Genomic DNA, 6,271 nt, shown 5'->3' with positions numbered 1-6,271 from the left:
CCAGCCGCAGTGAGAAAGAGCGCTTTGTGGTGGCCGACCGTGCCCTGGCCGACTACGACACCCTGTTCGCCGCCTGGGGCAAGGACCCTCAAGCCCAGGACGACCTGACCCGCTGGCGCATCGACCGCCTGGGCGCCCTCAAGTCCCGGGCGCGCACCGCAGAGGTGATCAGCGAATACGAGCAGCTCACCGCTGCCGGCGTGGCCATTCCCCCGTATGCCCTGCGCTGGGTGGCGGCTTCCTACCTCGACCAGCGCCAGCCGGAAATCGCCGCGGACCTGTATCGGCGTGTGTTTTCGGCACCGGACGGTGATGCCGACCACCGCCTGGAAGACACCACCGCGCTGTATTACGCGCTGCTGGAAAGTGAACGCCCGGAAGAGGCGCTGAAACTCGCCAATGACCTGGCCGACAGTGTGCCGCAGCGAATTCAGCTCACCGGGCAAACCGTGGGCGACCCCAATGACGACTGGGTCGATGCCCAACTGCTGGCGGCCCAGGCCGGTGCCGACGGCACGGCCGGGGCTGACCTGCCGGGCACCGAGCAGCGCCTGGAGACCCTGGCGGGGCAGGCCCCGGGGAACATCAGCGTACGCCTGGCCCAGGCCGATCTGTACCGGGTGCGCGACTGGCCCCGGCTTTCGGAAAGCCTGCTCAAGGAAACCGAGAGTGTGGCCCCGCGCGATGTCAGCCTGGAAGTGTCCCAGGGCCATACGGCCCAGGACCTGCAGGAATGGCGGCAACTGGATGCGCTGACCGACGACGTGGTGGAGCGCTTTCCGGAGAGCCGCCAGGTGCAGCGCCTGGCCCGCGAGCGCGAAGTGCACGACATGGCCGAACTGCGGGTCATGACCTATGGCGGCAAGAGTTACGGCGGTGGCAGCAATGGTGCCGGCGCGGTATCCGGCAGCCGTGATTTCGGCATCGAAAGCCGGCTTTACACGCCGCCGATCGCCGAGGACTGGCGCCTGTTCGGCGGCATCGGCTATGCCATGGGGGACTTCTCGGAAGGGATCGGCAATCACCGCTGGCAGGTCCTGGGGGTGGAGCGGCGCACCCGCGACATGACCCTGGAAGCGGAAGTCTCCAACCATTCCTATGGCTACGGCGACAAGACCGGTGCCCGGGTGTCGCTGGCGCGGGACATCGACGATCACTGGCAATACGGCGGCAGCCTCGACTACCTCTCTGCCAACACCCCGCTGCGGGCCCTCAACAGCGATATCAGCGCCAACGGCGGCAGCGCCTTCCTGCGTTGGCGGGCCAATGAAAGCCGCGAGTGGAAACTGTCCCTCAGCCCGTCGCACTTCAGCGACGGCAACAATAGGTTCGAGGCCCTGCTCACGGGCCGCGAAGGGGTCTACCGCTCGCCGAAAGTGCAGGTCGACCTCGGCCTGGAAGTGGGCGCCAGCCACAACACCCTGGAAGACACCCCTTACTACAACCCCGAGGCGGACCTCAGCGTCCTGCCCACCGTCACCGTCAACCACGTGCTCTATCACCGCTATCAGACCTCCTGGAGCCAACAGTTCCAGGCCGGCGCCGGTACCTACAGCGAACGCGGCTACTCCACTGGAGCGGTGGGGCTGCTCAGCTACGGCCAGCGCTACAGCTGGAACGACGTGTTCGACATCGGCGCAGTCCTGAGCGTGATCAACCGGCCTTACGACGGTGATCGGGAAACCGACCTGCGCCTGGCTGTCGACCTTACCTATCGTTTCTAGAGAAGAGTGTGACGATGCGCCTGATCAACCGTTGCATCCTCCTGCTGGGAGCCCTGGTTCTCAGCGCCTGTTCCCAGCCCGCCGCCGACTTTCTCGCCCCGGCGCAACGGCCGTTGCCCAACACCGAGGCGCCCTGGCCGAAGAACCACGTGCTGGGCATTGCCTACCACGACATCGAGGATCGCGACCCGGACCAACGGGTGGTGGCGGTGCGCACCGAGCGGATGATCGAGCAACTGGCCTGGTTGCGGGAAAACGGCTACCGGCCCGTGACCGTGGACCAGATCCTGGCGGCGCGCAACGGCGGCCCCGAACTGCCGGCCAAGGCCATCCTGCTGACCTTCGATGACGGCTATTCGAGCTTCTACACCCGGGTGCTGCCGGTGCTGCGCAGCTATCACTGGCCTGCGGTGCTGGCGCCGGTGGGCACCTGGATCGACACCCCGGCCGACCAGCCGGTGAACTTCGCCGGCGAGCTGCGGCCCCGCTCTCAGTTCCTGACCTGGGCGCAGGTCCGGGAAATCTCCCGTTCCGGGCTGGTGGAAATCGCCGCCCATACCGACCACAGCCACCTGGGCATTCTTGCCAACCCTCAGGGCAACCTGCAGCCGGCGGCGGCGACCCGCCGTTTTGACGCCGCCTCCGGGCGCTATGAAAGCGAGGCGGATTTCCAGGCGCGGATGCGCCAGGACGTGACCGCCATCTCGAACAAGATCCTGGCGGTGGCCGGCTATCGCCCGCGGATCTGGGTCTGGCCCTACGGCACGGCCGACGGCTCCACCCTGCAAGTGGTGGACAGCCAGGGCTTCAAGCTGGCCCTGACCCTGGACGACGGCCTGGACACACTCGACAACCTGATGAGCAGTCCGCGTTTCCTGGTGGTGTCGGACCCGGACGGCATGCACTTCTCCAACAGCATTGTCGGTGCCGAGACCGCCGCGCCCATGCGCGTGGTGCACGTGGACCTGGACAACGTCTACGACCCGGACCCCAAGCAGCAGGAGGTCAACCTCGGCAAGCTGGTGCAGCGCATGGCCGACCTGGGGGCCAACACCGTATTCCTCCAGGCCTTCGCCGACCCCAAGGGCGACGGCCTGGTGCAGTCGCTGTATTTCCCCAACCGGCACCTGCCGATGCGCGCCGACCTGTTCGACCGGGTCGCCTGGCAGTTGCGCACCCGGGCCCACGTCAAGGTCTATGCCTGGATGCCGGTGCTCAGCTTCGCCCTGGACGCCCGGCTGCCCCGGGTCACGCGCTGGGATCCGGCCACCGGCCAGAGCACCATCGATCCTAAGCAGTACCAGCGGCTGTCGCCCTTCGACCCCAATGTGCGCCGGCAGATCGGTGACCTTTACGAGGACGTGGCGCGCATGACGTCGGTGGACGGCATTCTGTTCCACGACGACGCCGTGCTCTCGGATTTCGAAGATGCCAGCCCCGGGGCCTTGCGCGCCTATGTGGCCCAGGGCCTGCCGGGTTCCATGGCCGCCCTGCGCGACGATCCGGCCACCCTGCAGCGCTGGACCCGCTTCAAGAGCCGCTACCTGATCGACTTCACCCATGAGCTGGCCGCCAAGGTCCGGGCGATTCGCGGGCCGCAGGTGCAGACCGCGCGCAACCTGTTCGCCGAGCCGATCATCAACCCGCAGAGTGAAACCTGGTTCGCCCAGAACCTCGATGATTTCCTGGTCAGCTACGACTGGACCGCGCCCATGGCCATGCCGCTGATGGAAGGCCAGAGCCAGCGGCATTCCGGGCCCTGGCTCGAAGCCCTGGTGGACCAGGTGCGCGCCCGCCCCGGTGCCTTGCAGCGCACGGTGTTCGAGCTGCAGGCCCGGGACTGGGCCCGCAAGCCCGCCAGCGACCTCTCCGCCCAGCAACTGGCGGACTGGATGGGCCGCCTCAAGCGCCAGGGCGCGACCAATTTCGGCTACTACCCGGACAACTTCCTCGAGAACTCACCGGACCTGAAGACTCTGCGGCCCGCGCTCTCCAACAAATGGAGCCCTTGAATCATGGTGGATCGTATCTTTGCGCTGGTGGTCCTGGCGCTCGTTCTCGGCGTGCCCCTGGGGCTGATCTTCGTGCTGACCGGCGAATTCCTCATGGACTTCGTCTTCTACTACCCCTTGTTCATGTCGGCGCTGTGGATCGCCGGCGGCCTGTATTACTGGATGCACTGGGAGCGCCACTGGCCGTGGAGCGACGACACCCTGCCGCCGCCCCTGGCCGGTGAGCCGCTGATCAGCATCCTCATTCCTTGCTACAACGAAGGCGACAACGTCGCCGACACCATTCATGCGGCCCTGGCCCAGCAGTACCCGAACATCGAAGTGATCGCCATCAACGATGGCTCCAAGGACAACACCGCCGAGGTGCTGGACCGCCTTGCCGCCCAGGACCCGCGCCTGCGGGTGTTGCACCTGGCGCAGAACCAGGGCAAGGCCGTGGCCCTGCGCATGGGCGCGGTGGCGGCACACAGCGAATACCTGGTGTGCATCGACGGCGATGCCCTGCTGGCGCCCAACACGGCGGCCTACCTGGTGGCGCCGATGCTGGACAACCCGCGCCTGGGCGCCGTGACCGGCAACCCGCGGATCCGCACCCGTTCGACCCTGGTGGGTCGGGTCCAGGTGGGCGAGTTCTCCTCGATCATCGGCCTGATCAAGCGCACCCAGCGGGTGTTCGGCAAAGTCTTCACCGTCTCCGGGGTGATCGTCGCCTTCCGTCGCACCGCCCTGCACCGGGTGGGCTACTGGAGCCCGGACATGATCACCGAAGACATCGACATCAGCTGGAAGCTGCAACTGGACCACTGGTACGTGTTCTTCGAGCCGCGGGCGCTGTGCTGGATCCTCATGCCGGAGACCCTGCGCGGCCTGTGGAAGCAACGCCTGCGCTGGGCCCAGGGCGGCGCCGAGGTGCTGTTCAAGAACATCCGCGGGATCTGGGAGTGGCGCCACCGCTACCTCTGGACCCTGCTGTTCGACTACTGCCTGTCCACCGGCTGGGCCTTCACCTTCCTGCTGTCGGTGATCTTCTGGGCCCTGGGCAAGTTCATCGTCATGCCCGAGGCCATCGCGGTGCACACCATCGTCCCGCCGGCCTTCACCGGGCTGGTGCTGGCGATGGTCTGCCTGACCCAGTTCGCGGTGAGTATCCTGATCGACCGCCGTTATGAAAAAGACCTGTGGAAAACCATGTTCTGGGTGGTCTGGTACCCGCTGGTGTTCTGGTTCATCAGCCTGTTCACCACCCTGGTGAGCTTTCCCCGGGTGCTGTTTGGCGAACACCAGAAACGCGCGCGCTGGGTCAGCCCGGACCGCGGCATCAAACCCATCGATGACGAAGAGGAGGTGCGCTGATGAAAATCATCCGAACCCGCCAGCGTCCGTTCATGGTGATCGTCGACGTTGTCCTCACCGTACTGGCCTGGGTAGGCCTGCTGTACTTGCTGGTTCGTGGGCTCATTCCGCTGCTGGACAGCCATGAAGGGCCGCGGATCGAAGCGGGCATGCTCGATGCCCTGACCACCCTGCAGTTCTATGCCTGGGTGGCGGTACTCAATGCGGTGCTGCTGATTTCCTGGGCCCGCTACCGCCAGCGTCGCAACAAGAGCTACCCGCCCCGGCTGCCGGCACCCGTGGTGGACGACAAGCGCCTGAGCGAAACCTTCAAGCTCAACGACGCGACCTTCGCCCAGATGCGCCAGCCCGGCACCATGATCGTGCACAACGACGAGGAAGGCGGTATCAGCCACGTCACCACGCAGTTCTATCGCATTCTTCCCGAAGACCAGCAGCACCCGCCGCTGAGGGTGGAACCGCCACCGCGGGTGATCCATCTGCGTTCGGAAGGGGATGAAGGCAAGAAGACAGGAGAAGATTGATTGCCCAGGGGGGATGAGCCCTGGGGGGGGGACGGCTCTTCTGAATTTGCAGAGGGAATTGTCTGATTCTATTTTCAGTAAATAAATCAATGGGTTATTGATTTATTTGGGGTTTCTGCATGGGTTTGTCGCTACGGATGTGGTTGTGGGTGAGTTGTTCTTTATCGTAGCGAGAGAGTGAGAACCAGGGTTATTGCGTACGGGCGTTGGCTCTTGTAAGTGTGCAATATCCTGTTGTTGCTAAAACTTTTTAAAGCTCTATAGCCTTGATTTAAAAGACTTTAAGGTAATTTTTACTTTAAGTATTTCAAAATTTAAAATGGGCGGCTCCATGATGGAGCTGCATGTTTTTTATCTCGTAAAATTGTTTGAAAGTTCGATTTGATTGTTGTTGGCGATTCTTCGGCAGTCATTTGACGATGCAGTAATAGCTTATTAGCGTCACGCCCTTCGTAGCTCTTGTCGTCACGCTTTCGAAGGATCGGATATGTCTCTCTCCACGCTCGGGATGAGGTTGTGCTGTGCCTTGGCCCGCAAACCTTCCGCCACCCTGCAAGCGCGGGATTCGTTCTGGGGGCTGTCCAAACGCAGCCTGGCGTTCGTCCTGGCCAACATGATGTTCTGGCAGCCCGTTGTGGCGATGGCCGATGGCATCGTG

The 6,271-nt window shown here is 64.1% G+C and carries 4 protein-coding genes; all 4 read left to right on the top strand.

Features of this window, described 5'->3' with window-relative positions; all coding sequences use genetic code 11:
- Positions 1 to 1,724, top strand: a 1,724-nt coding sequence (gene pgaA / locus F6S12_RS28940; protein ID WP_315869627.1) for a poly-beta-1,6 N-acetyl-D-glucosamine export porin PgaA, incomplete at its 5' end; no start/stop codon positions are given.
- A gap of 14 nt (positions 1,725 to 1,738) precedes the next feature.
- Entirely contained in the window at positions 1,739 to 3,736 is a 1,998-nt protein-coding gene (pgaB, locus tag F6S12_RS28935; protein WP_053148390.1) for a poly-beta-1,6-N-acetyl-D-glucosamine N-deacetylase PgaB, read from the top strand.
- Between the two features lie 3 nt (positions 3,737 to 3,739).
- Positions 3,740 to 5,089 carry a poly-beta-1,6-N-acetyl-D-glucosamine synthase gene (pgaC, locus tag F6S12_RS28930; RefSeq protein WP_019093523.1) on the top strand — a complete coding sequence of 450 codons (1,350 nt, stop codon included), beginning with the start codon at positions 3,740 to 3,742 and terminating at the stop codon, positions 5,087 to 5,089.
- Positions 5,089 to 5,613, top strand: coding sequence for a poly-beta-1,6-N-acetyl-D-glucosamine biosynthesis protein PgaD (gene pgaD, locus F6S12_RS28925; protein ID WP_011058546.1), 525 nt, complete (start codon positions 5,089 to 5,091; stop codon positions 5,611 to 5,613). Before pgaC ends, pgaD begins: the two co-directional genes overlap by 1 nt.
- Positions 5,614 to 6,271: the final 658 nt, after the last annotated feature.

This window comes from Pseudomonas sp. JV245A, from assembly GCF_032424515.1.
Classification (GTDB): Bacteria; Pseudomonadota; Gammaproteobacteria; order Pseudomonadales; family Pseudomonadaceae; genus Aquipseudomonas; species Aquipseudomonas protegens.
This window is presented reverse-complemented; position numbering and strand designations above follow the sequence as displayed.

What these genes read in the sequence shown, in the direction of transcription:
- pgaD (WP_011058546.1), top strand. Translation starts at nt 5,089, where the DNA reads ATGAAAATCATCCGAACCCGCCAGCGTCCGTTCATGGTGATCGTCGAC.
- pgaC (WP_019093523.1), top strand. Translation starts at nt 3,740, where the DNA reads ATGGTGGATCGTATCTTTGCGCTGGTGGTCCTGGCGCTCGTTCTCGGC.
- pgaB (WP_053148390.1), top strand. Translation starts at nt 1,739, where the DNA reads ATGCGCCTGATCAACCGTTGCATCCTCCTGCTGGGAGCCCTGGTTCTC.